Below are 25,861 nucleotides of genomic sequence, written 5' to 3' on the forward strand. Positions count from 1 at the left end.
CACGCCCCCTGCGGCTTTCGCGGCACGGGGCCATAAGGGACAAGGGGACACCATGGGGCTAAGCATCGACGCATCCCGCCCGGCGCGGTTTCGTCAGGCGGTGATCTTCTGTTGCGACGAGACCTACCTGCCCTACGCGCTTTTCGCGGCCCATCAGATCGCAGCCCATCACCCGGACCGCACCTTCGATCTGTGTCTTTGCTCGACCCGGCCACTTGCCATTCCTGCGACGTTGCAGAACCTAGACCTTCGGTGTTGCGTCATCCCGCTTGACGAACTGGCCTCCGGCGTCGAAGGCGATGCCCGCCGATCACTTGCGGCTTACCTGCGCATCGTGTTGCCCGAGGTCTTTGCCAAGGATTATCAGCGCATCCTTTATCTCGACTCGGACATTTCCGTGCGACGGGCGGGCCTTGATCGCTTGTTGCAGATCGATCTGGGCACGGCCCCCATCGCGGCCGTCCGTGACAACAGCCAATGGCGCACGCCAACACGGCCGGCCGGTGATCTTGCGCACCTTGGGCTGCCGCAGGGGGCCTATTTCAACTCAGGGGTCATTCTGTTCGACACGCGGAACTGCGACAGGTATCGGCTTGTGGACAAGGCATTGGATCTTGGCCGCCGCTTCGGGACACAGTTGAAGCGCAACGATCAGACGCTTCTGAATGGCATCCTGCACGGCAACTGGGCAGAGATCAGCCCGACCTGGAACTGGCAATTCACATGGGCGTCGCGACTGTTCGCGCCATATGCCGACCCGCACATTGTGCATTTCATCGGCCCCCGGAAACCATGGAACGATTGCACCGGGGATTTCCCCCCGATCTTCGCACGCGAGCTTGACGACTTTCTTGCGCGATATATCCCTGCGCGACAGACCTCTGGCCAACGATCCCACCTTGCCCCCAACCATCCGCTGATGAGGAAGATGCTGGTGAAGCAGTTTCTTTCGGGACGCGCGCTTGCCCGCTATCTGGCGCGCTTTCCCTCTGACATGACGGTGATCCGGTGAAACGGGCGTGGCAAAGGATGTTGTCGGGGCGCAGGCTGGATCTGCTGGACCCCACCCCTTTCGATATCGAGGTCGAGGATATTGCCCACGGGCTGGCCTTTGTGGCGCGCTGGAACGGGCAGACGCGCGGCGATTTCGCCTTTTCCGTGGCCGAACATTCGCTGCTGGTCGAAGAGATCCTTGGCCGGCTGCACCCGCAGACCCCCGCGCGCTGGCGGTTGGCCGCCCTTCTGCATGACGCGCCCGAATATGTGATCGGCGACATGATCAGCCCGGTCAAGGCCGCCATCGGCGCGCAGTATGGCGATCTGGATGCAAGGCTGGCGGTGGCGATCCACATCCGCTTCGGATTGCCGGCGCAATTGCCCGCACAGGTCAAGCGCGACATCAAGAAGGCAGACCGGATTTCGGCCTGGTTCGAGGCGGTTCAGATTGCCGGTTTTACCGTCAGTGAGGCGGATCGTTTCTTCGGCCATCCGCCGCAGTCGGCGCTTGACGGGTTGCAGATCCGTCTTCGCCCGCCGGTCGAGGTGCGGGCGGCTTTCACCGCCCGCCACACTGAGTTGATCGCCGCACTGGACGGGATCTGATTTCAGACCGCCATGCTTTCGGCAGGCTCGCCGGCCTTGATCGCCGCTTCGAACCACCGCGGTTTGCGACCGCGTCCCGACCATGTTTCAGCCGGATTGGCGGGGTTGGCATATTTGGGCACAGCAGCCGAGCGTTTGCGGGCAGCGGTGGTCCCGGTCAGTTCCGCAAGCGAAAAGCCCAATTCGCGGGCCTTTTCTTCCAGTTCCGCAAGGGCGTCCCGCTTCCGTCGGTCCTCGTAGGTCGCGATCGCCTTTGCGACCTGCGTTTGAAGGGATTTCAGTTCCTTGAGGCTGAGGGATTCGAGATCCATGTCCACGATATTCTTCCTACAGTAAGAGATGGCTTATTCATTTTCTCAATTGAACCCCACGTCAATGGAAATGATGTGAAGAATTGGGCAGGACACGTCTGGCTTTTGAATATCGCGGCCAAAGACTGCACTTTTGGCCAAGTCCGCATTGTCAAAAGTCAGGCGACATGGCACCGCCGCGACCGTAACAGACCCCGCAAATGGAAACGGCGGCCCGGTGAAGGGCCGCCATTTCCGATAGCGTTGACAAGGATCAGCGCGGGCTGCGTTTGGCCAGTATCCGTTGCAGCGTGCGGCGATGCATGTTCAGGCGCCGTGCGGTCTCGGACACGTTGCGGTCGCACATCTCGTAGATGCGCTGGATATGCTCCCACCGCACGCGATCGGCCGACATCGGATTTTCCGGCGGCGGCGGCAGGCTTTCGCCCTTGGCCAGCAGCGCGTGGGTCACCTCGTTCGCGTCGGCGGGCTTGGACAGATAGTCGGTCGCACCAATTTTCACCGCGGCGACCGCAGTCGCAATCGCGCCATATCCGGTCAGCACCACGATGCGGCAGTCGGGCCGACGCTCGCGCAGAACCTCGACCACATCCAGCCCGTTTCCGTCTTCAAGCCGAAGGTCCACGACGGCATAGGCCGGCGGCCGGGCCTGCGCGATGGCCTTGCCCTCGGACACGCTCTGCGCCGTTTCGAGAACGAACCCGCGCTTCTCCATGGCCTTCGCAAGCCGCTTCAGAAACGGCTCGTCGTCATCCACAAGAAGCAGGGACCGATCAGCCCCGAGTTCGAATACCAGATCCTCAGCCATGTGTATTGCCCATCTGCTTTCCCTTGACGCTTGATAGGACGTCTAGGGCCGAGCGTCAAAGGAAGTTGACACATGGCTGTCATTCACGAAGCACGAAACGCGCGTGGCCATCGTCTCGGCGGTGTCGTCGCGGTTGAAGAAGTCCACGAACCCCACCCCCGGCAGCATGAGGTAGGTGTAAGTGGAATGATCGATCAGATAATATTCATCCTCGGCATCCTGCACCCGGTAGAAGGTCCGATAGGCCTGCGAGGCCGCCTTGACCTGTTCCGGCGTGCCGGTCAGGGCGATGGTGTCGGGGTGGATCGCCTCGGCGAAGAAGGCCAGCTGGTCCGGCGTGTCGCGCTGCGGATCGATCGAGATGAACACCGGCGTGACCTCGACGCCCCATTCCGACAGGATGTCCACGGCTTCGGCGTTGCGCGCCATGTCGAACGGGCAGACATCGGGGCAGAAGGTGTAGCCGAAATAGACCAGCGACGGCTTTGCCAGAACCTCGCGGTCGGTCACGGTCTGGCCGTGCTGGTTCACCAGCGTGAACGGCCCGCCGATGGCGCCGCCCGCGATGCGGTTGCCGCCACATTCGGCAAAGCGGCCCTCGGGCTGTTTCAGCCAGACCCATGCCGCAGAGCCCGCAAGCAGCGCCACGACCGCAAGTGCTGCCGCCCCCGCATATAGCTTCGTCACAACAACCTTCCTTCTTCCGTCGGATGCGGTTGCCGATTGATCCCGAACCCGTGGCAACCTAACAAGATCGGGATACAGGCAAAACGGCATGTGCTGCAATGATCCTAGGCCCTGACGGAGTTCTCAATCGTGACACCCGCGGCGACTGGGTGCGCCTGCGGACACTGATCCTTTTGCGCTGGATGGCGGTGGCCGGGCAGTTGGCCGCGATCATCGTGACAGACTGGTATCTGGGCGTGCGGCTGCCTATGGGGCTGTGCTTCATGGCGGTGGGCGCCTCGGTCATCGCCAACGTCATCGCGACCTTCGTCTTTCCGCAGAACCGCCGCCTGACCGAGTTTCAGGCGCTGATGATCCTGCTGTTCGACCTGACGCAGCTTTCGTTCCTGCTGTTCCTGACCGGGGGACTGAACAACCCCTTCGCACTGCTGATCCTTGCGCCGGTGACGATCTCGGCGCTGGCGCTGGAGTTGCGCACGACGGTGATCCTTGGCGCCATCGCCATCGGGCTTTTGACCTTCACCGCCTATTTCAACCTGCCGCTGATCCTGTCGGATGGCAGCCGCCTTGCCGTGCCACGCATGTTCGAGTTCGGCTTCTGGCTGGCGATCGTGGTCGGCCTGCTGTTCCTTGGGCTTTATTCGCGCCGGGTGGCGATCGAGATCCGGTCGATGTCGGACGCGCTTCTGGCGACGCAGATGGCGCTGGACCGCGAACAGAAGCTGACCGACCTTGGCGGCGTGGTGGCCGCCGCGGCCCATGAACTGGGCACACCGCTGGCCACGATCAAGCTGGTCAGTTCCGAACTGGCCGAGGAACTGTCGGACCGGCCGGCGCTGAAGGATGATGCCGAACTGATCCGCGCGCAGGCCGACCGCTGCCGCGACATCCTGCGTTCGATGGGCCGGGCGGGGAAGGACGACCTTCAGATGCGGCAGGCCCCACTGGGAGAGGTTCTGCGCGAGGCCGCCGAGCCGCATGTCGGCCGCGGCAAAAGGGTCGAGTTCGACCTTTTCCCCTCGCGCGATGGCGAGGAACGCCAGCCGGTGATCCTGCGCCGCCCCGAGGTGATCCACGGCCTGCGCAACCTGATCCAGAACGCGGTGGATTTCGCCCGTTCGACGGTCTGGATCGACGGCGAATGGACAGGCGACCGGATCACCGTGCGGATCGTCGACGATGGCGAAGGCTACCCGCCCGCGATCATCGGCCGGATCGGCGATCCCTTCGTGCGCCAGCGCCGGGCCGAGGAAAGCCAGTCGCGCCGTCCGGGCTATGAAGGCATGGGTCTGGGTCTGTTCATCGCCAAGACGCTGCTGGAACGGTCTGGCGCGGAACTCAGCTTTGCCAATGCCGCAGATCCGTTCCTGCGCAGCGACGAACGCCCCGAACGCTGCGGCGCCATCGTCGAGGTGGTCTGGTCGGTCGACCGTCTGGTGGTTCTGCACAATGCTCCGCTGGGCGAAAATCTTCCCATACAGGGCTAGGCCATTCGTCTCACACGATCAAAGGGTTAACCATCTGTTAACCTCTGCGCCCCATGGTCGAACCGTTTGACGGAAGGCCGGGAGAGTGGCGGAATGGAATTCGACCTGGGACTTGCGCTGGGGCTTGTCCTGACGGCGCTGGGGGCGGCAGCAGGGGCGGTGCTGCTGTCCGGCGTGCTGCGATCACGAGCAGACCGGCGCGACGGCGCGATCTTTCTGGACCCGCAGGGCGAGACGGTGTTCCTGTTCGATGGCGAAACGCTTCTGGATGCAACGCCGGGGGCACGCGCGCTTCTGGCGCTGTCGCCGGCACGGGGCGGGGCGTGGCTGCGCCTGCTGGCCTATCTCGGCCCAAGGTTTCCGGGGGTCGAGGCGCGAATCACCGAACTTGCCGGCCATGGCCGGTTGACGCTGGCCTCGTCGGACGAAAACGAGCCGTTGCTGCTTCAGGCGGAACTGCGGGGCGGCGTGACCCGGATCACGATCGAGGCGCCATCGGGCACGCAGCGGCCACGGCTGGACCATCTGTCGCAACGCGCCCTTGCCGAGGAACTGGACCAGCTTCGCAACACCGTCGCAAACGCGCCCCTGATGATGTGGCGCGAAAACGCTTCCGGCGATGTGGTCTGGGCCAATGCCGCCTATCTGAAGGAAGCCGCCGACCGGCTGCCCCCCGGCGAGGATCTGAGCTGGCCGCTGCCGCGCCTGTTCGAACGCGCCGCCGCGGCGCAAGGCGCCTCGGGACAGCGCCAGACGCTTGACCGGGCCGAGGTGACGCGCTGGTTCGATCTGGTGGGTTTCCCCGAGGGCGAGGGCCGGCTGCTGTTCGCGCTGCCGGCGGATTCGGCCGTGCAGGCCGAGGCCTCGTTGCGCGACTTCATGCAGACGCTGGCCAAGACCTTCGCGCATCTGCCCACCGGCCTTGCGATCTTCGACCAGCACCGCAAGCTGGCCCTGTTCAACCCGGCGCTGCTGGATCTGACCGCCCTGCCGCCCGACATGCTGGCGCTGAAGCCCACGCTGTTCAGCTTTCTCGATGCGCTGCGCGAGCGACAGATGATCCCGGAACAGAAGGACTATCCCAGTTGGCGCCGCAAGATGCTGGCGCTGGAAAAGGCCGCATCCAGCGGGCTTTACGAAGAAACGTGGTCTCTTCCGGGTGGCCAGACCTACCGCGTCATCGGCCGCCCGCACCCGAATGGCGCGCTGGCCCTGATGTTCGAGGACATCTCGACCGAAATGAGCCGCACCCGCCGGTATCGCGCCGATCTTGAACTGGGTCAGGCGGTGATCGATGCGATGGACGAGGCGATCGCCGTCTTTTCGCAGGCGGGTCAGCTGGTGATGACGAACACCGCCTATGCCGCGCTTTGGGGACACGATCCGGTCGAAACGGTCGAGGCGGGCGGCATCGGCCAGCTTTGCACCCATTGGAGCGAGCGCACGGCCCCCTCGCCGATCTGGGCCGAGGCCGAGCGGTTCGTAACATCGCTGGGCGAGCGTCCCCCATGGAACGCCGAGGCCCGACTGACCGATGGCCGCCTGATCGCCTGCCACTTTTCGTCGCTGACCGGGGGCGCGACGCTGGCGCTGTTCCGCGCAACCCGCCCAGACGAGGCGCCCGCGCGTGACGTCAGCCCGGCGCTGCGCTCGGCCTGAAACGCGCGCGGCGGATCGGCCCCGCTTCGGCGCCCCGCCGATCCATCTTGCGGCCCGCCGCGGCAGTCGGCATGGTCGCGGCCATGCCGATGGATGTCCTTGCCCTGCCCCTGCCCTCCGAGACCGACACCGCCCGCCTTGGCGCGATGCTGGCAGGCCTGTTGCGGCCGGGCGATACGCTGCTGCTGCACGGCCCGATCGGCGCCGGCAAGACCCATCTGGCACGGGCGCTGATCCGGGCCTCGCTGGGCCATGACGAGGACGTGCCCTCGCCCACCTTCACGCTGGTCCAGACCTATGAGGCCCCCGGACACGAGATCTGGCACGCCGACCTTTACCGTCTGTCCCACCCCGACGAGGTCACCGAACTGGGGCTTGAGGCCGCTTTCGCCACCGCGGTCTGCCTTGTGGAATGGCCCGACCGACTGGCCGGGCTGGCCCCGCCCGACGCGCTGCACCTGCGCCTGTCCGCCGAGGGCGAGGGCCGCCGCGCGGATCTGACCGGCGGCCGCCCCGGTCTGCTGGCCGAACTGGATCGGCGCTGGCATGACTGACCGGGCGGCGCTGTCGCGCGCCTTTCTTCAGCAGGCAGGCTGGGGCGCGGCCACGCGGCGGTTTCTGGCGGGCGACGCGTCGGACCGCAGCTATGACCGGCTGACCCTTGGGGACAGGACCGCCGTGCTGATGGACGCGCCGCCGGGCGGCGACGATCCCGCCGCCTTCACCGCCATGGCCACCCATCTGCGCAGCCTTGGCCTGTCGGCCCCCGCGGTGCTGGCGCAGGATCTGGCCAACGGCTTTCTGCTGCTGGAAGATCTGGGCGACGCGCTGTTCGCCCGCCTGCTGCCCGACCCCGCGCAAGAGCCGGCCCTTTACGCCGCCGCCACCGATGTGCTGGTGCATCTTCAGCGGGCGCCTGCGCCGCCGGGCCTGCCCGACCTGTCGGCCGATGACTGGGCCGAGGCCGCAGGCTTTGCCACCGACTGGTATGCCTTTGCCGCGACCGGCGTGCGGCCCGACCGCACCGGCCTGACCGCACGGATGGCACAGGCGCTGCACCGCCATGCCGATGGGCCGCGCGTGCTGATCCTGCGCGACTATCACGCGGAAAACCTGCTGTGGCTGCCCGCACGATCCGGGCTGGCGCGGGTGGGCCTGCTGGATTTCCAGCTGGGGCAGATGGGGCAGCCGGGCTATGATCTGGTCTCGTTGGTGCAGGACGCGCGGCGCGACGTGCCAATGGCGATTGAGTCCGCAATGATCCGCCGCTTTGCCACCGCAACCGGCGCGAATGAGGCCGAGTTCGCCACCGCCGTAGCGGTGCTGGGCGCACAGCGGGCCTTGCGGATTCTGGGCGTCTTTGCAAGGCTTTGCCTTGTGGCGGGCAAGCAGGGCTATGTCGCACTGATCCCGCGTGTCTGGAGCCGGCTTTGGCACAACCTGCGCCATCCGGCGCTGGCGCCGCTGGCCGCCGAATGTCGGGAGCTGCTGCCCGACCCCTCGCCGGCTGTTCTGGAAAGGATCGTGGGGCAATGCGGCCGGATGCGGTGATGATCTTCGCGGCGGGGTTCGGCACCCGGATGGGCGCGCTGACCGCGACCCGCCCGAAACCGATGATCCCTGTCGCCGGCCGGCCGCTGATCGACCATGCGATGGCCGTTGCCGAAGGCGCGGGGATCGCGCGCGTGGTGGCCAACACCCACTACCTGCCCGACAGCCTGCACGCCCATCTGGCCGGCCGCGCGCGGATTTCGCATGAACCCGAGATCCTTGAAACCGGCGGCGGGCTGCGCGCGGCGCTGCCGCTGCTGGGGCCGGGGCCGGTGTTCACGCTGAACAGCGACGCGATCTGGACCGGCGAGAACCCGCTGCACCAGTTGCGCAGCGCATGGCGCGACGGGATGGAGGCGCTGCTGCTGCTGGCGCCCTCGGCCAGCATCGGCGCCCCGCGCGGCGATTTCGTGATGGACGACGCCGGCGGCCTTGCCCGGGCGAACGGGGGCGCGGGCTTCACCTATCTGGGGGCGCAGATCCTGCGAACCGACCGACTGGCAGAGATAACAGCCCGGAAATTCTCGTTGAATCAGGTCTGGGATGCGATGATCGCCGCCGGCACCGCTTTTGGCCTGCTGCATCGGGGCGGCTGGTGCGACGTGGGCCAGCCCGAGGGCATCGCCCGCGCCGAGGCGATGCTGCATGTTTGACCGCGCGCCCCTGTTCGGCCTGCCGCCCGGCGTCGATTTCCCCGCGGCCCTTGTCGCGGGCCTGCGCGCCCGCCTTGCCGGCCAGCCGCCCGAGGCGATGGCGCGGGTAGACCTTTACGTCAACACCCAGCGGATGCGCCGCCGCATCACCGAAATCCTGACCGCCGAGGGCGCAGGCTTCCTGCCGCGGCTGCGCCTTGTCACCGAACTTCCGGCCGAGCCGGGCCTGCCCGCGCCGGTGCCGCCGCTGCGCCGCCGGCTGGAGCTTGCGCAACTGGTGGCGCGGCTGATCGAGGCGCAGCCCGATCTGGCCCCGCGTTCGGCGCTGTTCGATCTGGCCGACAGTCTGGCCGAACTGATCGACGAGATGCAGGGCGAGGGCGTGCCCCCCGAGGCAATCTCGCGGCTGGATGTGGCCGACCATTCGGCGCATTGGCAGCGCACACAGGCCTTCATGGCGATCGTCGCGCCGATGTTTGCCGCCGATGCGCCCGACGCGCAGGCCCGGGCGCGGATGACGGTGGAACGGCTGGCCGCCCGCTGGGCCGAAGCGCCGCCGACGCATCCGGTGATCGTCGCAGGCTCGACCGGATCGCGCGGGACGACGGCGCTGTTCATGCGGGCGGTGGCGCGGCTGCCGCAGGGTGCGCTGGTGCTGCCGGGGTTCGATTTCGACCTGCCGCCAGCGATCTGGGCCGGCATGGACGATGCGCTGACCGCCGAGGATCATCCCCAGTTCCGCTTTCTCCGGCTGCTGTCGGCCCTTGGCGCCGACCCGTCAGAGGTGCGGCCATGGGCCGACCTGCCCGCCCCCAGCCCGGCACGCAACCGGCTGATTTCGCTGTCTCTCAGGCCCGCGCCGGTGACCGATCAGTGGCTGTCCGAAGGCCGCCTTCTGACCGATCTGGCCGGCGCCGCCCAAGCCATGACGCTGATCGAGGCCCCCCACCCGCGGGCCGAGGCGCTGGCGGTGGCGCTGGTGATGCGCCGCGCGGCCGAGGACGGACGGCGCGTGGCGCTGATCACCTCGGACCGCGGGCTGACCCGGCAGGTCGAAGCCGCGCTGGATCGCTGGCGGATCACCGCCGACGATTCCGCGGGCAAGCCGCTGGCGCTGTCGGCGCCGGGCCGGTTCCTGCGCCATGTCGCGCGGCTGTTCGGCCGCCGCCTGACCGCCGAGGCGCTGCTGACGCTGCTGAAGCATCCGCTGACCGCGACCGGCGCCGACCGCGGCAACCACCTGCGCTGGACCCGCGATCTGGAACTGCACCTGCGGCGCCGCGGCCCGCCCTTTCCGACCGCGGCCGATCTGGCCGACTGGGCCGAAGCCCGGCCCGCCGATGGCGTGGCCGACTGGGCGGCGTGGTTGGGCGGGCTGTTCGAAGGCGTCGACTCACCCGCCCCCCGCCCGCTGACCGATCACGTCACCGCCCATCTGGCGCTGGCCGAGGCGCTGGCCACCGGCCCCGCCGGCACCGATACCGGCGAGCTGTGGTTGAAAGAGGCCGGCATCGCAGCCCTTGCCGCCGTTGCCGAATTGCGCGCCGAAGCCGCGCATGGCGGCACCCTGACGTCCGCCGATTACACCGACCTGTTCGACGCGATCCTGTCGCGCGGCGAGGTGCGCGAGGCAGCCCAACCCGATCCGCGCCTGATGATCTGGGGCACGCTTGAGGCGCGGGTGCAGGGCGCCGATCTGGTGATACTCGGCGGGCTGAACGATGGCACCTGGCCGCAGCTTCCGCCGCCCGATCCGTGGCTGAACCGGCAGATGCGGCTGAAGGCGGGGCTTCTGCTGCCTGAACGCAGGATCGGTCTGGCCGCGCATGACTATCAACAGGCCGTGGCCGCGCCCGAAGTGGTGCTGACCCGCGCCACCCGCGATGCCGAGGCCGAAACCGTGCCCTCGCGCTGGCTGAACCGACTGATGAACCTGATGAACGGGCTGACGGCGCAGGGCGGCCCCGAGGCGCTGGCCGCGATGCGCGCCCGCGGCCGCGACTGGCTGGACCTTGCCACGGCACTGGAGACGCCCGAGGTGCCGATGCCGCTGACCCCGCGCCCCGCGCCGCGTCCGCCGGTTGGGGCCCGGCCGCGGCAACTGGCCGTGACCGGCATCCGCACCCTGATCCGCGACCCCTATGCGATCTATGCCCGCCATATCCTGCGGCTGCGCCCGCTGGACCCACTGCATCATGCGCCCGATGCGCGGCTGCGCGGCTCGATCCTGCACCGCATTCTGGAAAGCTTCGTCAAAGACCGCCCCCCGGGCGCCGAGCGGAAAGCCGACCGCGCGCGGCTGATGGCCATTGCCGCGGCGGTGCTGGCCGACGACGTGCCATGGCCGGCCGCCCGCGCGCTGTGGCTGGCGCGGCTTGACCGGGCCGCCGATTTCTTTCTGGAAACCGAAGCCACACTTGGCGGCACGCCGCTGGTGGTGGAAACCGAAGGCCGGGTGGATCTGTCCCCCCTGCCCTTCACCCTGACGGCCAAGCCCGACCGGATCGACCTGTTGCCGGACGGGCGGCTGCATATCCTGGACTACAAGACCGGCACGCCGCCGACAAAGAAACAGCAGGAGCAGTTCGACAAGCAGCTTCTGCTGGAAGCCGCGATGGCCGAACGCGGCGCCTTTGCCGGCCTACCCCTGGCCGAGGTGGCGCGGATCAGCTACATCGGCCTTGGCTCATCCCCCAAGGTCGAGGCGCTGGATACCGACGCCGCCCTTCTTGGTCAGGTCTGGGAGGGGCTGTGCGCCCTGATCGGCCGCTATCAGTTGCGCGACCAGGGCTACCCCTCGCGCCGCGCCATGTTCGGCGAGCGGTTCCCCGGCGATTACGACCACCTGGCCCGCTTTGGCGAATGGGACATGAGCGACCGGCCGGAACCGCAGGATGTGGGGCCTCCAGACCCCGAGGGCCGAACCGCACAGGAAGGGTCCGACGCATGAGGGACGACGCCACCGAACGGCAGGTGCAGGCCGCCGACCCGCGCGCCTCGACCTGGCTTTCGGCCAACGCGGGATCGGGCAAGACGCGGGTGCTGACCGACCGGGTGGCGCGGCTGCTGCTGGACGGGGTGGAACCGCAGCGCATCCTGTGCCTGACCTACACCAAGGCCGCCGCATCCGAGATGCAGAACCGCCTGTTCCGCCGACTGGGCGAATGGGCGATGCTGGACGATGCGCCGCTGGGCCTTGCGCTGGCGGCGCTGGGGGTTGCGGCGGTGGGGCATGACACGCTGGCCCGCGCCCGCCGCCTGTTCGCCCGCGCCATCGAAACGCCGGGCGGCCTTCGTATCCAGACCATCCACTCGTTCTGCGCCACCCTGCTGCGGCGCTTCCCGCTTGAGGCCGGGGTCTCGCCGCGCTTCACGGAACTTGATGACCGCACCGCCCGCCTGCTGCGCGACGGGATCGTCGAGGAAATGGCCGACCGGATCGCGCCCGGGATCGTGGCCGATCTGGCCCGCGCCTATACCGGGGAAGACTTCGGCGCCCTGACCGCCGAGATCGCACGCCACCGCGCGGGCCTGCTGCCACCCTTGGACGCGGTGGCCTGCCGCAGGCTTTACGGCCTGCCCGGCGGAATGGACGCCCGCGCGCTGCTGGATCAGGTGTTCCTGGGCGGCGAAGCCGAATGGATGGCAAGGGTGGTGACGATCCTTGACGCCGGGTCCGCCAACGATCGCAAGGCCGCGGCCCGTCTGCGGGCGCTGCCCCTCGACACCCCCACCCTTGGCACGCTGGCCGATCTGGAAGCCATCCTGCTGACCGGCGCCGCGGCGAAAGAGCCCTACACCGCCAAGATCGGCAGCTTTCCCACCAAGGACAGCCGCGCCGCCCTTGGTCCGCTTCTAAACCCGCTGGAGGCGCTGATGGCGCGGGTCGAAGCCGCACGGCCGCTGCGCTGCTGCCTGCTGGCCGCTGAACGGGCGCGGCTGCTTCATGCCTTCGCCGGGGTGTTCCTGCCGCTTTACGACGCGCGCAAGGCCGAACGCGGCTGGCTGGATTTCGACGACCTGATCCAGCGCGCCAAGGCATTGCTGACCGAACCTTCGGTGGCGCAATGGGTGCTGTTCCGGCTGGATGGCGGGATCGACCATATCCTTGTGGACGAAGCGCAGGACACCAGCCCCGACCAGTGGCGGGTGATCGAACTTCTGGCGCAGGAGTTCACCGCCGGTCGCGGCGCCCGCGAGATCGAGCGCACATTGTTTGTCGTCGGTGACAAGAAACAGTCGATCTATTCCTTTCAGGGCGCCGATGTGGCGGCTTTCGACCGGATGCGCAACGAGTTCAGTCGTCGTCTGTCGGGGGCCGCGCGCAGGCTGGAACAGTTGGACCTGCTCCACTCTTTCCGCTCGTCGCCGGCGATCCTGCGGCTGGTGGATCTGACCTTCGACGAACGCCGAAGGCAGGATCTGGGCGGCGAGGTCCGCCATATCGCCTTTCGGTCGGACATGCCGGGGCGGGTCGAACTGTGGCCGCTGGTGCCGGCCGGCAAAGACCCCGAGCCGGAAAACTGGTTCGATCCGGTGGATCTGCTGTCCGACGAACACCACGCCGCGCGCCTTGCGCGACAGGTCGCGCGCCGCATCCGCGCGATGATCGACGACGGCGTGCAGATCCCGCACGAAGGCGGCTTCCGCCCTGTCACGGCGGGCGATGTCCTGATCCTTGTCCAGCGCCGGTCCGACATTTTCGCCGAGATCATCCGCGCCTGCAAGGAAGCCCGCCTGCCCATCGCCGGCGCCGACCGGCTGAAGCTGGGCGGCGAACTGGCGGTGCGCGACCTGTCGGCGCTGCTGGCCTTTCTGGCCACGCCCGAAGACGACCTGTCGCTGGCGGCCGCCCTGCGCTCGCCGCTGTTCGGCTGGACCGAAGGCCAGCTTTACGATCTGGCCCACGGGCGGCCGGGCTATCTGTGGCGGGCGTTGCGCGACCACGAGGCCGACCACCCCGAAACGACAGCCATCCTGCGCGACCTTCGCGATCAGGCCGACTATCTGCGCCCGTTCGACCTGATCGAACGCGCGCTGACCCGCCACGACGGCCGCCGTCGCCTGCTGGCCCGGCTGGGAGATGAGGCCGAGGACGGCATCGACGAGTTGCTGTCGCAGGCGCTGGCCTATGAGCGGACCGATGTGCCCAGCCTGACCGGGTTCCTGACCTGGCTGACCACCGACGAGGTCGAGGTGAAGCGCCAGATGGAAGGCGCGGGCGGGCGCATCCGGGTGATGACGGTGCATGGCGCCAAGGGGCTGGAAGCGCCGGTGGTGATCCTGCCCGACACCGCCGACCGCACCCCCCGCGAACGGGACGAGATCTTTGCACTGGAGGATGGCGCGCTGGTCTGGAAGACGGCCGCCGCCGACAGCCCGCCGCAGATCGCCGCCGCGCGCGAGGCCCGGCGTGCACGGGCGGCGGCCGAGAACCTGCGCCTGTTGTATGTGGCGTTGACCCGCGCGCAATGCTGGCTGATCGCGGCGGCGGCGGGCAAGCTGGACAGTGGCGAGGCATGGCATGACCTGATCCGGCAGGGGATGCAGGCCGCCGGCGCCACGCAGCACCCCGATGGCAGGATGACGCTGACCGACGGCGACTGGCCCGCCCCAACCCCCGGCATGGCCCCGCCCGAAACGCCGCCGCCCGCCCTGCCCGACTGGGCCCGGCGCCCCGCGGCCGAACCGGCACGCGCTGCGCCGCTGCTGTCGCCCTCGGATCTTGGCGGGGCGAAAGCCCTTCCCGGCGAGGGGCTTGCGGCAGATATCGCGATGGCGCGCGGCTCGGTTCTGCATCTGTTGCTGGAACGGCTGCCGCAGCATCCGGCCGATGACTGGGACAGCGTGGCACGCGGCCTCGCCCCAGATCTGGCGGATCTGCCGGACCTTCTGGCCGAGGCGCGGGCCGTGCTGACCGCGCCGCATCTGGCCGGGCTTTGGTCGCAGGACGCGCTGCTGGAAGTGGCGGTGACGGCCGATCTGGCGGGCCGCAGGCTTCTGGGCACGATTGACCGGCTGATCCTTGGCCCCGACCGGGTGCTGGCCATCGACTACAAGTCCAACGTTGAGGTTCCGGCCACCGCCGAAGCCACCCCCGAGGGCATCCTGCGCCAGATGGGCGCCTATGCCGAGGCGCTGGCGCAGATCTATCCCGGCCGACGGATCGAAACCGCGATCCTGTGGACGCGCACCGCCCGACTGATGCCGCTGCCGCCCGAGATCGTGCGGTCGGCGCTGGCCCGGGCCACGACAACTTGACGCGGCCCGGGGCCATCCTTACCTTTCCACCCAAGCCCATCGCATCAGGAGAATTGAATATGTCCACCGTTGCCGTGACGGACGCCACCTTCGACGCCGAAGTGCGCAAGTCCGCGGTGCCCGTCGTCGTCGATTTCTGGGCCGAATGGTGCGGCCCCTGCCGGCAGATCGGGCCGGCGCTGGAGGAACTGGCGAAAGAATATGCCGGCCGCGTCAAGATCGTGAAGATCAACGTGGACGAGAACCCCGAAAGCCCGGCCCAGCTGGGCGTGCGCGGCATCCCGGCGCTGTTCCTGTTCAAGAACGGTCAGGTGATGTCGAACAAGGTCGGCGCCGCGCCGAAGGCGGCACTGGCGAACTGGATTTCGACCGCGCTTTGACCGGCACCCGGCGCCTGACCGCGCGACCCGCGGGTGATCGCGCCATGACCCGGGCGCGGGAAGCAAGCTTCCGGAAATCGCGCGCCACACCCCGCCGCAGATGAGTGAAATCCGCGACAAGTTCCATTTGCGGGCGCCTTCGGGCGCCCGTTGCATGTCTGGCTCAGACGCAGCGCGGGCCGCAGCCACCCCATCGGGCGCGCAGGCCGTTTGTCACCGACGTCTCGGATCACAAGCGGCCCATCCCGACCGCGGCAACCTGTTGCCCGTGACGCGATTGACCAGTTTGCGGACAAGGCAGAGGCACGCCGGCACAGCCCGGCAGCGCATGCCCCCGCGACACGGGCGGCAGCCATCCTCTGCCTGCTTGTGGTAGGGGTTTTGCATGGCGGCATCCCCTGCCCCCATCAGACCCGACCTTCCTGCCGCCGGGAGGCTTTACCCGGCAGGGTCCGCGTGGCGGTCCCCGGCCGCCCATCAGAACTGCCACCCAAGGCGGGTAAAGCGGCCAAGGATCTTCGCCTCGGCATCGGGGGCGGCGCCGTTGATCGTATTGAGATGAAAGAACCAATACAGATAGGCGGCATGGTCTGGCGTGCTGCACTCGGCGCGCTGGAACGCCTTCGCAATCCCCTCACGCGGGACCGATCCCGCGATATGGTGAAAGTCGATCCCTGCAAACAGAACCGCGGGCTTTTTCAGGAAATAGCCGGTCAAGGCCACTGACGAGTTCTGCGTCACCACCAGATCGCAAGCCGCCAGCAACGGCAGCGGATCGGCCCGGCGCACATCCAGCCGGGGATAGCGGCGGATCAGATCCTCCAGCGCGTGAAGATCGGCGGAATTGTAATGCTCAGCCGGGTGCAGCGTGGCAATGATCGGCCGTGCATCCTGTTCCAGCGTGGCATGAACCATCGAGATTGGGCTCATGGCCTGAAAGGGGCGATGCTCACCCAGACGGCCCTGCAACGGCATGAAGATGAACCCATCGCGCGAGGCCGTCCGCTCGCCCACGATGCGGCGGCGCCACCGCTGGAAGAACGGCCGCGCGGCGGCGGGATCGATCCCGCCGGGATCGAACGGCGCCTGCGCCACATCGAACCACCAGCGTTCGTTGGTGCCCTCGATCTGCCAGAAGGGGAAGTGATAGGCCCGTCGCAGGCACAGACAGCGCGGCCCCACGGGTTCCTGCATGTGAAACAGCGACCAGCCGTGCCGCCGTGCCGGGTCGGCCCGTTCGGCTGCCGTATCGGCATGAATGTCAAGGCGAAGCCCCTGCGAAGCCACCGCCGCCTTGATCCGGTTGACGATATTGACCTTCCCCATCAGCGCATCTTCGCGCAGCGGCGAGGGCAGATAGATGTTGAGAACGCGGGTATGCGGCATCTTTCCCCTTCCGGCTTCCACCGAACATGGGTCAAGAAGTCTAAGGCGGGCTTAACGGCGGCGCGGTTTGCGCGGCTTGTGCGCCTGCGGTGCGGGCTCCATATAGGCCCAAACGGAGGGTTTCATGGCAGAAGACAGGTTTCCCGGCTGGCACGGCACGACCATCCTTGCCGTGCGCCGCGGCGGCGAGGTCGTGGTGGCGGGCGACGGACAGGTGAGCCTTGGCCAGACGGTCATCAAGGGCACGGCGCGCAAGGTCCGCCGGCTGAACCCCGGCGGACGCGAGGTGGTGGCAGGCTTTGCCGGATCGACCGCCGATGCCTTCACGCTGCTGGAACGGCTGGAAAAGAAGCTGGAAGCCAGCCCCGGCCAACTGGCCCGCGCCTGCGTGGAACTGGCCAAGGACTGGCGCATGGACAAATACCTGCGCAACCTTGAAGCCATGCTGATCGTGACCGACGGCGAGACGCTGCTGGTCATCACCGGCGCGGGCGACGTGCTCGAGCCGGAACATGACATCGCGGCCATCGGCTCGGGCGGGAATTTTGCGCTGGCCGCGGCGCGCGGGCTGATGGCGACCGACCTGCCCGCCGAGGAGATCGCCCGCCGCGCCATGGCGATCGCGGCCGATATCTGCGTCTACACCAACGGCAACCTGACCGTGGAACAGATTTCAAAATGACGCTACTTCAGGTTGTTACTGCCGTTTTTGGAGGCTCTTTCTTCGGCTCCTTTCTGGCTCCGCTCCTCTTGGAGGTTTTGCGCAAACGTGCCAACGAACGGGAGTGGGTGAAGCCTCGATTGCAGCTTCTTCGTGCCATGTTCTTACGCGTTGAAGCGCCCGTTATTTCTCTCTTTGATCTAGCACGCTGCTGCGGTTGCCACGAAGACAAAACTAGGGAGTTACTCGTGAAATTGGGAGCCACGGGGACCACTATGAGTGATGGACAAGAGGGATGGTGTCTCGACACCAAACGCTGGATCTTTAACTCAACTGACATGGACAAGCTTAAATGACCGACCTGACCCCGCGCGAGATCGTATCAGAGCTTGACCGCTTCATCATCGGCCAGAAGGACGCCAAGCGCGCCGTGGCCGTGGCGCTGCGCAACCGCTGGCGCCGGAAGCAACTGGCCGATGACATCCGCGACGAAGTCTATCCCAAGAACATCCTGATGATCGGCCCCACCGGCGTCGGCAAGACCGAGATTTCGCGCCGGCTGGCCAAGCTGGCCCGCGCGCCGTTCCTGAAGATCGAGGCGACCAAGTTCACCGAAGTCGGCTATGTCGGCCGCGATGTCGACAGCATCATTCGCGATCTGGTCGATGCCGCCATCGTGGAAACCCGCGCCCGCATGCGCGAGGATGTGAAGGCCCGCGCCGCCCGTGCCGCCGAGGATCGCGTGATCGAGGCGATTGCCGGGCGCGACGCCCGCGACCAGACCCGCGAGATGTTCCGCGGAAAGCTGAAACGCGGAGAACTGGACGCCACTGTGATCGAGATCGAGGTGGCCGACACCTCGAACCCGATGCAGATGCTTGATCCCTCCGGACAGGGCCAGATGGGCATGATGAATCTGGGCGAAATCTTTGGCAAGGCCTTTGGCGGGCGCACCACGCGGCGCAAGATGACGGTGGCCGAAAGCCACGACATCCTGATGAACGAAGAAGCCGACAAGCTGCTGGACGACGAGGTGGTGAAGGCCGCGGCACTGGAGGCGGTGCAGGAAAACGGCATCGTCTTCATCGACGAGATCGACAAGGTCTGCGCACGGTCGGACATGCGCGGCGCCGATGTGTCCCGCGAGGGCGTTCAGCGCGACCTGCTGCCGCTGATCGAGGGCACGACGGTCTCGACCAAATACGGCCCGGTCAAGACCGACCACATCCTGTTCATCGCCAGCGGCGCGTTCCATATCGCCAAACCCTCGGATCTGTTGCCGGAATTGCAGGGCCGCCTGCCGATCCGGGTCGAATTGCGCGCCCTGACCGAAGAAGATTTCGTCCGCATCCTGTCCGAAACCGACAACGCGCTGACCCGGCAGTATGTCGCGCTGATGGGGACCGAGAAGGTTCAGGTCACCTTCACCCCCGACGGGATCGCGGCGCTGGCCGGGATCGCGGCCGAGGTCAACCGCGCGGTCGAAAATATCGGCGCACGCCGGCTTTATACCGTGATGGAGCGGGTGTTCGAGGAGCTGTCGTTCCACGCCCCCGACCGCTCGGGCGAGGCGGTGACGGTGGACGCGGCCTATGTCGAGAAGAATCTGGGCGAGTTGGCACGCTCGACCGATCTCAGCCGCTACGTCCTGTAGCGGCTGCCGGCCGCGGGGGGCGGGACACGCGGGCCGATGGTCCTGTCACGCTGCCGCGCCCCGGGCTGCACGCGCAGCGATTCGGTGGCCGGGATAGAGAGAGCCGGGAAAAGAGATACCCGTCACAGGCCCGGGCGTTGCCGGACAAGGCAAGGCGCCGCCCCGCCACCTCTTGCGGCCTGAAAACGCGAAAGGCCCGCGCATCGCGCGGGCCTTCGGGATCGGTCAGGATCAGTCGTTGTTCGGCGTGGCGGCGAAGAAGGCCGCGACGAGGCCACCCACGACAAGGCCGACAAACCAGTGGCCGCCGGCAAAAGCGAACATGATGCCGACGCCGACGAAGATGACGGCCGCCATCATCAGGCGGAATGCGAGTTCAGAGACTTCGGGCACGTTTGCCTCCTTGATGCAGAGCTGCGCTGACACCCACCGTTGCCGCCCCGCGGGCCGTGCGTCAAGCCACGCGGCGCGCCTTATCGCCATGGGCGACATCACGCCGCCCCCTCTGGGGCTGTGATGGCTGCCGTTCGGCCCCTGCCGGGGGCGAATGGCGGTCTTTGCGCCGCAAGGGCGGGGACCGGCCGGGCCGATCCCGCGGGCGACGGAATCAGGTCGCAGGCGCGACTTCGCCCCGCCGGGGCGCGCAGAGCCTGCCCGTGCCAGCGACCGCATCCGCGCGATGCACACATATTCGTGGGGAACCAAAGCCCGCACTTGCGCGTGACCGCCAGATTGCACCGTCTGCCGCAGGTCTCATACGGTCCCACGCCCAGCAAGCCGATATCCATGACGGCACCAGCGCCTTGCGCCGCGCGAAAGTTCCGACGACCGGGCGCTGTTTCTGGATATCGACGGGACGTTGGTGGACATCGCGGACGGCCCCCCGCACGAGGCGCAGCTGGAACCGGGCCTGCCCGACCGGCTTCGCGCGCGGGCCACGCGGCTGGGCGGCGCGATCTGGTGGCGGAGCTTGCGGCATGACCCGGCTGGTGTCAGACTGGATATCCACTGCCGGATGAGACTGGCACCCTGCCGGGCGGCGGGCCTGCGGTCGCAGTCCATGCCGCGCTACGCGAGAAGGGCGGGATCTGGATGGGCTGGTCTGGACGCTCGACCGGCGATGCCGCACCCCAGGGACTGACCATGATGGATCAGGACAGGATCAGCCATGCGCTGACCGATCTTCACAGGCCGATCTGGATGAATGTTATAGCGGCCTTGCCTACCGGGTGCTGTGGCCGGTCTTTCATTGCCGGCTGGATCTGGCGGAATATGACCGGCAGGAAATGGCGGCTATTTCCGGGGAAACCGGCTGTTTGCCGACCGGCCGGGTCTGATGCTGAAGCCCGACGACGTGATCCGGGTGGATGACGATCACCTGATCCCGCTGGCCGTGGACTTTCGCCGCCGCGGGTGCGGAACCGGATCGGCTTTGTCCTGCATCTCTCATGGCCGCCCGTCGATATCCTGACAGCGATTCCGGTCTATGAGACCATCATGCGCGGGTTGGCCGACCACGGCCTTGTGGTGAAGACGGATATCGCCTCGCAGATCCCGGGGTTCGGTGCTGTCGCGCGAGCTGGGTGGGGCGGCGCTTGTCAACCCCTGCGACACCGGGCAGACCGCCCATGCCGTCGGCCGTGCACTTGGCCATGCCGCTGGACGAGCGGCTGGCCCAGTGGGACGGGATGATGACGCATCTGCGCCGCCATGACGTCGGCGGGTGGTGCCCGACGTTCCTTGACCGGCGGCACGAGGCACCGGAAGAGCGCGCCGCAGGCTGAGGGGGCGCGGTCAGGGTGCGGGCCGGGTGGGAGGCGGAGAAGGCCGGGGGCGCTGCCCCCGGACCCCCGGGATATTTGGGCCAGAATGAAGGAGACGGTGGGGGCGTGGCCCCCGTGCCGTCAGGGGCGGGTCAGCCCATCCGTTCCGAGGCATGGGCACCGGGCGAGGCCGGGAAGACCACGGTCTTGTTGCCGTTCAGGAACACGCGGTGGTGGATATGGGCGTGGATCGCGCGGGCCAGCACCGAGGCTTCGACGTCACGGCCGAGGCTGACGTAATCCTCGGGGCTTTGGGCATGGGTGACGCGGATCGTATCCTGTTCGATGATCGGGCCTTCGTCGAGGTCGGCCGTGACGTAATGCGCCGTGGCGCCGATCAGTTTCACGCCGCGCTGGTAGGCCTGCTTGTAGGGGTTGGCGCCCTTGAACGAGGGCAGGAACGAGTGGTGGATGTTGATGATCCGGCCCGACATCTTCGCGCAGAACGCATCCGACAGCACCTGCATGTAGCGGGCGAGCACGACGAGTTCGGCGCCGGTCTCGTCGATCAGTTCCATCAGGCGGGCTTCGGCCTGCGGTTTGTTTTCCTTGGTGACCTTGACGTGGAAGAACGGGATGTCGTGGTTCACCACCACTTTCTGATAGGTCAGGTGGTTCGAGACCACCCCCGCGATCTCGATCGGCAGGGCGCCGATGCGCCAGCGGTAAAGCAGGTCGTTCAGGCAATGGCCGAAGTTCGACACCATCAGCAGCACCTTGATCTTCTGCGCGGTGTCGAAGATCTGCCAGTCGGCTTCCAGCGTGTCGGCGATGGGGGTGAAGGCCCGGTTCAGCGCATCCAGTGTGGCGCCGGTCTCGGACTTGAAGCCCACGCGCATGAAGAACTTTCCGGTTTCCAGATCGTCGAACTGCGCCGAGTCGGTGATGTTGCAGCCGTTGTCTGCCAGAAAGTTGGCGATGGCGGCGACGATGCCCCGGCGGGTCGGGCAGGTGACGGTGAGGACGAACTGCGGCATGGGCTCCCTCGGGTTGGTCTTGTGGAACCGGGCTATAGCGCCTGCGGCACGACGGCACATCACAAAGCGACAGGGGAGGGCGCAATTCTGACATCGCGTCGCAGGCAGGCCGGGGCGGCCGGACAGACAAAGGGCCCGCACCGGGGTGCGGACCCATCGCGTTCGGGGTGGCCGGGATCAGCCGAAGACGCGGGTCAGCGCGCCGTCGATGGCATCGGTGATCTGGTCGATGTCATCGGGGCGCGCGATCAGCGCCGGCGAGAGGCAGAGCGTGTTGTTGAAACCGGGGATCGAGCGGTTCGTCATGCCGATGATGACGCCCTGGGCCATCACATCGGCCACCACGGCGGCCACGCGCTTTTCGTCGGCGGGTTCTTTCGTCGTGCGGTCGGCCACCAGTTCGGCACCGCAGAACAGGCCCTTGCCGCGCACGTCACCGATCACGGGGTGTTTCTCTTGCAGGGCGCGCAGGTTGTCCAGCACGCGGGCGCCCATCTTCAGCGTGTTGTCGAGCAGCCCCTCGTTTTCGATGATGCGCATGTTTTCCAGCGCCGCCACCGGCCCCGCGGTGCAGCCGCCAAAGGTCGAGATGTCGCGGAAATAGCTGAGCGGATCGTCGGGGGCGTCCTTGAACATCTCGAACACCGCTTCGGTGGTCACGGTGCAGGAAATCGCCGCATAGCCCGAGGCCACGCCCTTGGCCATGGTCACGAAATCGGGCTGCACGCCAAAATTCTGATAGCCAAACCAGGTGCCGGTGCGGCCAAGGCCGCAGACCACCTCGTCGATGTGCAGAAGGATGTCGTATTTGCGGCAGATCTCCTGGACGCGGGCCCAGTAGCCTTCGGGCGGAACGATCACGCCGCCGCCGGCGGTCACGGGTTCAAGGCACAGCGCACCGATCGTATCGGGGCCTTCGCGCAGGATCACGTCTTCGATCGCATCGGCGGCGCGCTCGCCGTAATTGGCCACGTCCCACTGCTTGCGGTATTCCAGGCAGTGCGGGACCATCACGAAGCCCGGCGTCAGCGGCCCGTATTGCTCGGCCCGCTGCGGCTGCCCAGAGGTTGCAAGCGCGGTGATCGTGGTGCCGTGGTAGTCGCGTTCGCGGAACAGGATCTTGCCCTTGCGCCCGCCGTGGTGCCGGTGCGAGATCTGCCGCACCATCTTGAAGACTTTCTCGTTCGCCTCTGACCCCGAATTGGAATAGTAGACCCGCGACAGCCCCGGCATCTTTGAAATCAACCGCTTCGAGAACAGCGACGCCGGGATCGAGCCCGCCGAATGGGCGAAATAGTTCATCTTGATCAGTTGATCGCGCACCGCATTGGCGATGCTTTCGCGGCCGTAGCCCACGTTGACCGTCCAGACCCCGCCCGACACCGCGTCAAGATATTCCTTGCCCGCCGCATCCCAGACCCGCATCCCGCGCCCCTCGACGATGATGCGGGGGTCGACCGTCTCATATTGCTTGTGCTGGCTCAGGTGGTGCCACATATGCGCGCGGTCGGCTTCGATGACCTCGGTCAGGTCGTTCGTCTGCGCCAGGCCTTCCATGATCGTTCGCTCCCCGTGATCTTGTGTTGTTGACCGTTCGGTCCAGTTTGAGACCCGTTCCGGGGGAAAGGCAACAGGTCCGGGGTATCATTTCGCGCTTCGTGAACCACCGCCACTGGCGCAGAAACGAAAAACCCGGCAAGCCAGAGGCTGCCGGGTGTTCCGAACGGAAGGCTGCGCGGCCTTCTTAGTAAGCCGACATCATGCTGGTGCTCATCGCGCTGTGGCGCGGGTTCAGCACCGAATCCGCCACGCTGTTCATCGGCACGGCAAAGCCACGGCTGCCCAGCGGGATGCTGAGGCCAAGGCGGACGCTGGTCTCGTCGCCCTCAAGCCCGGAAACTTCGGTCTCGGACCGTGCGACTTCCAGCGACACCGAAGCATTGGCGCGGCTGACCGCGGACAGGTCATAGCTGACGCCAAGACCCAGCGTGGTCACATCCAATTCCAGCTCATCCAGCGAAATATCGCTGAGACCGCCAAACAGGGTCCATGAAGGGGCGACGGCATAAGACCCGGCAATGCCGGCGAAATCGTAGTTCAGTTCGCGGCCGTTGCTGGAAATCTCGGTCCGAAGCGCGCTGGCGCCCACGGTATAGCCCTCTGCACCGGTGTAGCGGAAGGTCACGCCATAATCCTGCACATCCCCCCCGTTCGGCAATGCGGGATCGGTGTCGCTTTCGCCATAAAAGCCGCCGAGTGCGGCGCCCTCGGCTTCATAGCCCAGCATCAGGCCATAAGACGTCAGCGTCAGATCGTCATCGACATCGGCACGTTCGACATAAAGGCCGGCCGAGGTGCCGTTGGCGAAGCCATAGGCGCCGTAAATCCCGACCACGCTTTGGTCCAGATCGTCGGCGGCGCCATCGATATCGACATTTGCGCCAGAGATGTCGGCGCCAAAGCGCAGGCCATTGCCAAGATCGACGCCAAAACGCCCGTCGAGGGTCAGGATGTTGGCATCGGTGTCCGAGTCAGAGACATCGGTGTGGCCATAACCAAGCGTGACGCCGCCGCTGTATTCCTGTGCCGCAGCAACAACCGGGGAAAGGGCCACAAGAGCCGAAGAAACAAGAAGAACTCGAACGCGCATCTGCCGCCTGCCATCAGTGTTTTCGTTGGCCTGAGAAGTGGCCGCGCAAGACAGGGTCGTCAATACTCTCGCCTCGGTAGAGACGCGGCTGTTGCGCGATAAACACGGCCGGTTGGATGCAGGTTTTCCGCCCCACTCCCGGCGGCGAAAAGACCGCCCTGCAAAGCGACCGGGTGCGACCTGCCGAAGTCCCCGTTACTGAAACGATCACTTCATCAAATGCTGCGGGGACGAATCTCCTCGACAGGCCGCATCCTCAGCAATAGCCTTTGATGGTGTCAGTTCCTGTCAGGATGTGCGTCATGTCATTCGCGAAAGCCTCGGATCTGTTACGTCTGGCCGAAATGGCGGCCTCACGGCATCTGGGTGTGGGGTTGCAAGAGATCGAAACCGAATTTTCGGTCGACCGGCGGACGGCACAGCGGATGACGCGGGCGCTTGAGGACTGCTTTCCCAATGTCGAAACGCTGACCGACGACCAGCGGCGCAAGTTCTGGAAGCTGCGGGGCGAAAAGGCGGGGTTGATGCTGTCACGCGGGATCCGCGACAGCGAGCTGGCCGCCGTGGAAATGAGCATCCGCCGCGCCGAGCGTGAAGGCGCGGTGCTGGAAGCCGAGGCGCTGAAATCGCTGCGCGACCGGCTGTTGTCGGTGATGCCGGGGCCGCACGCCCGCCGCGCCGAGGCCGATGCCGAAGCGGTGCTGGAGGCCCATGGCTTTGCCTCGCGGCCGGGGCCGCGGGTGCGGACCGACCCGCAGATCCTGGCCACCATCGCGCAGGCGCTGAAAGGCCCGCACCTGCTGACCGTCAGCTATGCCGGCAGCCGCGACGAAAGCCCGCGCAGCCGCGTGCTGGAACCCTACGGGCTGCTTCTGGGCACGCGGCGCTATCTGGTGGCGAAGGATCGCGGCGGCGATGACAGGCTGCGCCACTTCCGCCTTGACCGGATCATCTCTGCGCAGCTTCAGCCGGATTCCTTCGCCCGCGATCCTGACTTCAACCTTGAGGCCCACGCCGCCCGCGCCTTCGGATCGTTCCACGCCGAGACCGAACAGGGCGAAGTGGTCTGGCGCTTTTCGCCCGCAGCCGCGGCGACAGCGCGTGAATTTCTTTTTCATCCGCAGCAGGAAGCCACGGATGAACCCGATGGCAGCCTGACTGTCCGGTTCAATGCCAGCGGCTGGCTGGAAATGGCGTGGCACCTGTATCAATGGGGCGAGGGCGTCGCGGTGATCGCCCCCGAACCGCTGCGCCGGATGGTCGAGGACTTTCGCAGGGCCGATTTCCCCGCCTTGCCCTGATCCGGGCCGG

The 25,861-nt window shown here is 66.9% G+C and carries 24 protein-coding genes; 16 read left to right on the plus strand and 8 right to left on the minus strand.

Features of this window, described 5'->3' with window-relative positions:
* Positions 1-52: 52 nt before the first annotated feature.
* Both CRO07_RS09425 and CRO07_RS09430 read left to right on the plus strand, forming a co-directional pair.
* Positions 53-1,012: a glycosyltransferase family 8 protein gene (locus tag CRO07_RS09425; protein WP_097030445.1), complete on the plus strand. Its 960-nt coding sequence runs from the start codon at positions 53-55 to the stop codon at positions 1,010-1,012.
* Between the two features lie 17 nt (positions 1,013-1,029).
* On the plus strand, positions 1,030-1,602 hold the full coding sequence (locus CRO07_RS09430) for an HD domain-containing protein (protein ID WP_176504542.1): 573 nt from the start codon (positions 1,030-1,032) through the stop codon (positions 1,600-1,602).
* Positions 1,603-1,604: 2 nt separating this feature from the next.
* Here the strand turns inward: CRO07_RS09430 and CRO07_RS09435 are convergent, their stop codons facing one another.
* The 3 genes from CRO07_RS09435 to CRO07_RS09445 all read right to left on the minus strand — a co-directional run bounded on the left by CRO07_RS09435 (position 1,605) and on the right by CRO07_RS09445 (position 3,408).
* Positions 1,605-1,919, minus strand: coding sequence for an H-NS histone family protein (locus CRO07_RS09435; RefSeq protein ID WP_097030447.1), 315 nt, complete (start codon positions 1,917-1,919; stop codon positions 1,605-1,607).
* 247 nt (positions 1,920-2,166) lie between these two features.
* The gene (locus CRO07_RS09440) at positions 2,167-2,721 is read right to left on the minus strand and encodes an ActR/PrrA/RegA family redox response regulator transcription factor (protein ID WP_097030448.1); all 555 of its coding nucleotides are present in this window, start codon (positions 2,719-2,721) and stop codon (positions 2,167-2,169) included.
* A 42-nt stretch (positions 2,722-2,763) separates the two neighbouring features.
* Complete coding sequence (locus CRO07_RS09445; protein ID WP_097030449.1) at positions 2,764-3,408, minus strand: SCO family protein; 645 nt, start codon at positions 3,406-3,408, stop codon at positions 2,764-2,766.
* Between the two features lie 98 nt (positions 3,409-3,506).
* Here CRO07_RS09445 and regB point away from each other — a divergent pair, with 98 nt between their 5' ends.
* From regB to trxA, 8 genes are all read left to right on the plus strand, one after another.
* The gene (regB, locus tag CRO07_RS09450) at positions 3,507-4,895 is read left to right on the plus strand and encodes a sensor histidine kinase RegB (RefSeq protein WP_097030450.1); all 1,389 of its coding nucleotides are present in this window, start codon (positions 3,507-3,509) and stop codon (positions 4,893-4,895) included.
* A gap of 93 nt (positions 4,896-4,988) precedes the next feature.
* Positions 4,989-6,554 carry a PAS-domain containing protein gene (locus CRO07_RS09455; RefSeq protein ID WP_097030451.1) on the plus strand — a complete coding sequence of 522 codons (1,566 nt, stop codon included), beginning with the start codon at positions 4,989-4,991 and terminating at the stop codon, positions 6,552-6,554.
* Positions 6,555-6,625: 71 nt separating this feature from the next.
* Positions 6,626-7,108 carry a tRNA (adenosine(37)-N6)-threonylcarbamoyltransferase complex ATPase subunit type 1 TsaE gene (gene tsaE / locus CRO07_RS09460; RefSeq protein WP_176504537.1) on the plus strand — a complete coding sequence of 161 codons (483 nt, stop codon included), beginning with the start codon at positions 6,626-6,628 and terminating at the stop codon, positions 7,106-7,108.
* On the plus strand, positions 7,101-8,105 hold the full coding sequence (locus CRO07_RS09465; protein ID WP_097030453.1) for an aminoglycoside phosphotransferase family protein: 1,005 nt from the start codon (positions 7,101-7,103) through the stop codon (positions 8,103-8,105). Before tsaE ends, CRO07_RS09465 begins: the two co-directional genes overlap by 8 nt.
* A complete protein-coding gene (locus CRO07_RS09470) occupies positions 8,087-8,758 on the plus strand; it encodes a nucleotidyltransferase family protein (RefSeq protein ID WP_097030454.1) in 672 nt (223 codons plus the stop codon). Before CRO07_RS09465 ends, CRO07_RS09470 begins: the two co-directional genes overlap by 19 nt.
* The gene (addB, locus tag CRO07_RS09475; RefSeq protein ID WP_097030455.1) at positions 8,751-11,708 is read left to right on the plus strand and encodes a double-strand break repair protein AddB; all 2,958 of its coding nucleotides are present in this window, start codon (positions 8,751-8,753) and stop codon (positions 11,706-11,708) included. The genes CRO07_RS09470 and addB overlap by 8 nt, the downstream gene beginning before the upstream one ends.
* The gene (gene addA, locus CRO07_RS09480) at positions 11,705-15,019 is read left to right on the plus strand and encodes a double-strand break repair helicase AddA (RefSeq protein WP_097030456.1); all 3,315 of its coding nucleotides are present in this window, start codon (positions 11,705-11,707) and stop codon (positions 15,017-15,019) included. The genes addB and addA overlap by 4 nt, the downstream gene beginning before the upstream one ends.
* Positions 15,020-15,078: 59 nt before the next feature.
* Positions 15,079-15,399, plus strand: a complete 321-nt coding sequence (trxA, locus tag CRO07_RS09485; RefSeq protein ID WP_097030457.1) for a thioredoxin — start codon at positions 15,079-15,081, stop codon at positions 15,397-15,399.
* A gap of 477 nt (positions 15,400-15,876) precedes the next feature.
* Here the strand turns inward: trxA and CRO07_RS09490 are convergent, their stop codons facing one another.
* Entirely contained in the window at positions 15,877-16,785 is a 909-nt protein-coding gene (locus tag CRO07_RS09490; RefSeq protein ID WP_097030458.1) for a hypothetical protein, read from the minus strand.
* A gap of 124 nt (positions 16,786-16,909) precedes the next feature.
* Here CRO07_RS09490 and hslV point away from each other — a divergent pair, with 124 nt between their 5' ends.
* From hslV to hslU, 3 genes are read left to right on the plus strand one after another with little or no spacing between them, the layout of a single operon-like run.
* Positions 16,910-17,467: an ATP-dependent protease subunit HslV gene (gene hslV, locus CRO07_RS09495; protein ID WP_097030459.1), complete on the plus strand. Its 558-nt coding sequence runs from the start codon at positions 16,910-16,912 to the stop codon at positions 17,465-17,467.
* Complete coding sequence (locus CRO07_RS18400; protein ID WP_141400049.1) at positions 17,464-17,802, plus strand: hypothetical protein; 339 nt, start codon at positions 17,464-17,466, stop codon at positions 17,800-17,802. The genes hslV and CRO07_RS18400 overlap by 4 nt, the downstream gene beginning before the upstream one ends.
* A complete protein-coding gene (gene hslU / locus CRO07_RS09500) occupies positions 17,799-19,100 on the plus strand; it encodes an ATP-dependent protease ATPase subunit HslU (RefSeq protein WP_097030460.1) in 1,302 nt (433 codons plus the stop codon). The genes CRO07_RS18400 and hslU overlap by 4 nt, the downstream gene beginning before the upstream one ends.
* A gap of 231 nt (positions 19,101-19,331) precedes the next feature.
* Here hslU and CRO07_RS18670 read toward each other — a convergent pair whose 3' ends face one another.
* Positions 19,332-19,526, minus strand: coding sequence for a hypothetical protein (locus CRO07_RS18670; protein WP_204840003.1), 195 nt, complete (start codon positions 19,524-19,526; stop codon positions 19,332-19,334).
* A 910-nt stretch (positions 19,527-20,436) separates the two neighbouring features.
* Here CRO07_RS18670 and CRO07_RS19325 point away from each other — a divergent pair.
* Both CRO07_RS19325 and CRO07_RS18675 read left to right on the plus strand, forming a co-directional pair.
* Positions 20,437-20,571 (plus strand): hypothetical protein, encoded by a 135-nt coding sequence (locus CRO07_RS19325; protein ID WP_268876234.1) that lies wholly within the window; start codon positions 20,437-20,439, stop codon positions 20,569-20,571.
* Positions 20,572-20,728: 157 nt separating this feature from the next.
* Complete coding sequence (locus CRO07_RS18675; RefSeq protein WP_176504536.1) at positions 20,729-20,884, plus strand: hypothetical protein; 156 nt, start codon at positions 20,729-20,731, stop codon at positions 20,882-20,884.
* A gap of 131 nt (positions 20,885-21,015) precedes the next feature.
* On the opposite strand, the gene purU is transcribed toward CRO07_RS18675, so the two are convergent.
* The 3 genes from purU to CRO07_RS09525 all read right to left on the minus strand — a co-directional run bounded on the left by purU (position 21,016) and on the right by CRO07_RS09525 (position 24,550).
* Positions 21,016-21,900, minus strand: coding sequence for a formyltetrahydrofolate deformylase (purU, locus tag CRO07_RS09515; RefSeq protein WP_097030462.1), 885 nt, complete (start codon positions 21,898-21,900; stop codon positions 21,016-21,018).
* A gap of 177 nt (positions 21,901-22,077) precedes the next feature.
* On the minus strand, positions 22,078-23,457 hold the full coding sequence (tpa, locus tag CRO07_RS09520) for a hypotaurine--pyruvate aminotransferase Tpa (RefSeq protein ID WP_097030463.1): 1,380 nt from the start codon (positions 23,455-23,457) through the stop codon (positions 22,078-22,080).
* A 187-nt stretch (positions 23,458-23,644) separates the two neighbouring features.
* Complete coding sequence (locus CRO07_RS09525; RefSeq protein WP_097030464.1) at positions 23,645-24,550, minus strand: porin; 906 nt, start codon at positions 24,548-24,550, stop codon at positions 23,645-23,647.
* Between the two features lie 302 nt (positions 24,551-24,852).
* On the opposite strand from CRO07_RS09525, the gene CRO07_RS09530 reads away from it, so the two are divergent.
* Positions 24,853-25,851, plus strand: a complete 999-nt coding sequence (locus CRO07_RS09530) for a helix-turn-helix transcriptional regulator (RefSeq protein ID WP_097030465.1) — start codon at positions 24,853-24,855, stop codon at positions 25,849-25,851.
* The last annotated feature ends 10 nt before the right edge of the window (positions 25,852-25,861 follow it).

This window comes from Cereibacter ovatus, assembly GCF_900207575.1.
In the GTDB taxonomy this organism is placed as follows: Bacteria; Pseudomonadota; Alphaproteobacteria; order Rhodobacterales; family Rhodobacteraceae; genus Cereibacter_A; species Cereibacter_A ovatus.